Here is a 2,310-nt window from a genome sequence, read left to right on the forward strand (position 1 = left end):
AATTTATGCTAATCGCATAAATTCTGTGCATCGCGAAGCGTGTTGCTGTGAACAGAGTGAACAGTAACACTATAACAATTCCATAAATAATGCTACCTTTTCGGAACCATATGATTCTGTATAGTTGAAGTAATGCATATTGATTAAGAGGCTTGCCATAAATTTCTAAACAGGCAAAAACACCCGGCAAAATTACTTTTCGTAATCTGCCGGGTGTTCTCTTTCGCCCTCTCTGTATAGATTATTGATAATGTCTTCCAGACGGTCGAAGTTATATTTTTCTTTTTCAGTTTTTTATTTGACTGCTCCGGTAATACCTTCTGCAAACTGTTTCTGTAATACAAAGAATACGATCATTGTAGGAATAGAACAGAACAATACACCGCACATCAGCATACCATAATCTGTCACATAACCTGTGATCAGGTTGGCGATCAGCATTGGCATGGTCATTGCCTTGTTGTCTGTCATGATTACCTTTGGCCACAGATAAGAGTTCCATGCATTCATAAAGGTAATAACAGCAGCTGCCGCATACGTAGATTTCATTGTAGGAATGAACATCTGGAAGAAAATCCTTACTTCGCTGAGTCCGTCAATACGTGCAGCTTCAATAATATCAACCGGGAATGATCTGGCATTCTGACGGAACATCATGATCATAAACGGCGTGGAAATAATCGGAAGGATAAAACCTACTGCTGTATTCAGAAGTCCTGCCTTGGAGAACATTTTGAATAACGGAACCATAGTTGCAACCTGCGGAACCATCATAGCCAGAAGCAGGATTGAAAATACTCTGTCTTTCCACTTATCATGGTAAACTTCAAATCCGTAACCTGCGATAGAGCAAACCAGAAGACAGATCACTGTAGTAAGGATCGCATAGAAGAAAGAGTTTCCAAGTGCTCTCCACAATGGCTGCTGAGCTGTCAGATTATGGAAGTTTTCCATGAAATGACTTCCCGGGATAATTCGTCCACGGGATACATCTGTTGATGTATTTGTTGCGGCTGAGATCATCCAGTATAACGGGAATACCGAAATAAATGACACGATGATCAGAAAAATATAGGTAGGAATCAATCTTCTCTGAATTGCTGATTTGTTTTTCTTAGTCACGTGTATCACCTACTTTCAAATTAATAAATGCAAGTACAGCTACCATAATGAATATGATAAATGACATTGCTGCTGCATATCCAAAGTTTGGTACGTTAATAAAACATGTATTGTAAACATAATGGGACATTGTGATTGTTGTGTTCGCCGGACCACCTTTTGTCAGGTTGACAGACTCATCAAACAGCTGCAGTGTACCATTGATAGACATGATAAATGTCATGATAATTGTCGGTTTCAGAAGCGGAACAGTAATCTTCCAGAAAGTCTTCCAGCCGTTGGCGCCATCAATCTTTGCTGCCTCATATACAGAATATTCAATATTCTGAAGGCCGGCAAGATAGAATACCATGTTGTATCCTGTCCATCTCCAGATCAGGGCCAGGATGATAACAACCTTGGCACTGGCGGAATTTCCCAGGAAGTTATAGCCGGTAGATAAAATTCCAAGTTTGATCAGGATACTGTTGATCAGACCGTCTGTTGCAAACATGGAACGGAAGATCAGAGAATAAGATACCAGAGATGTCGCACATGGAAGGAATACACATGTACGGAAAAATCCTTTGAATTTCAGATCTTTGTTATTCAGAAGCTGTGCAAGCAGGATCGCAAGGATCAGCATGATCGGTACCTGAATGATAAGATATAAAAATGTGTTGACGATGGACTGCTGAAATACTTTATCCATCATGATACGTTTGTAGTTACTGAAGATCGGGTCCGCAAACCGCATGTTTGCTCCGGCACCTGTCTGTAAAGAAATGATAAATGCACGGATCATCGGATAAAAACTCATGACAGCGATCATGATGGTTGCAGGTGCCAGAAAGATCCAGCCTGCCGCTCTCTGTTTCGCTACCAGAGACATGCCACTTTTTTTGGAATTCACAGGAACTCCTCCTTTCAAACCTCTTAAGCCTTTACATAAGACAGGGGACTGCATGCAGTCCCCTGCTCTGTATTTACTTATTCATTTCAGGATAAGTTTTCAGATTACTCTGTCATCTTGAATGCAAGTGTATCCTGTGCTTCCTGAAGTGCAGATTCCTTGTCTGCTCCGTTTACGATATTAACAACAGCTGTGTTGATGCACTCTCTTGCCTCATAGTGGTACGGAGTCTTTGTGAATTCCGGAATATGGGAAGAATAGTCTACAATTGTTGAGAAGATCGGCTGGTTGTTAAA

The 2,310-nt window shown here is 40.8% G+C and carries 2 protein-coding genes and 1 pseudogene; all 3 read right to left on the reverse strand.

Annotated elements, in window-relative coordinates:
- Positions 1-294: 294 nt before the first annotated feature.
- Entirely contained in the window at positions 295-1,122 is an 828-nt protein-coding gene (locus Q0F04_RS11720; protein WP_295753499.1) for a carbohydrate ABC transporter permease, read from the reverse strand.
- Complete coding sequence (locus tag Q0F04_RS11725) at positions 1,115-2,014, reverse strand: sugar ABC transporter permease (protein ID WP_295753501.1); 900 nt, start codon at positions 2,012-2,014, stop codon at positions 1,115-1,117. The genes Q0F04_RS11720 and Q0F04_RS11725 overlap by 8 nt, the downstream gene beginning before the upstream one ends.
- A gap of 104 nt (positions 2,015-2,118) precedes the next feature.
- Positions 2,119-2,310, reverse strand: a pseudogene (locus Q0F04_RS11730) (carbohydrate ABC transporter substrate-binding protein); the annotation flags it as partial.

Source organism: uncultured Holdemanella sp. (assembly GCF_934772795.1).
GTDB lineage: Bacteria > Bacillota_I > Bacilli_A > Erysipelotrichales > Erysipelotrichaceae > Holdemanella.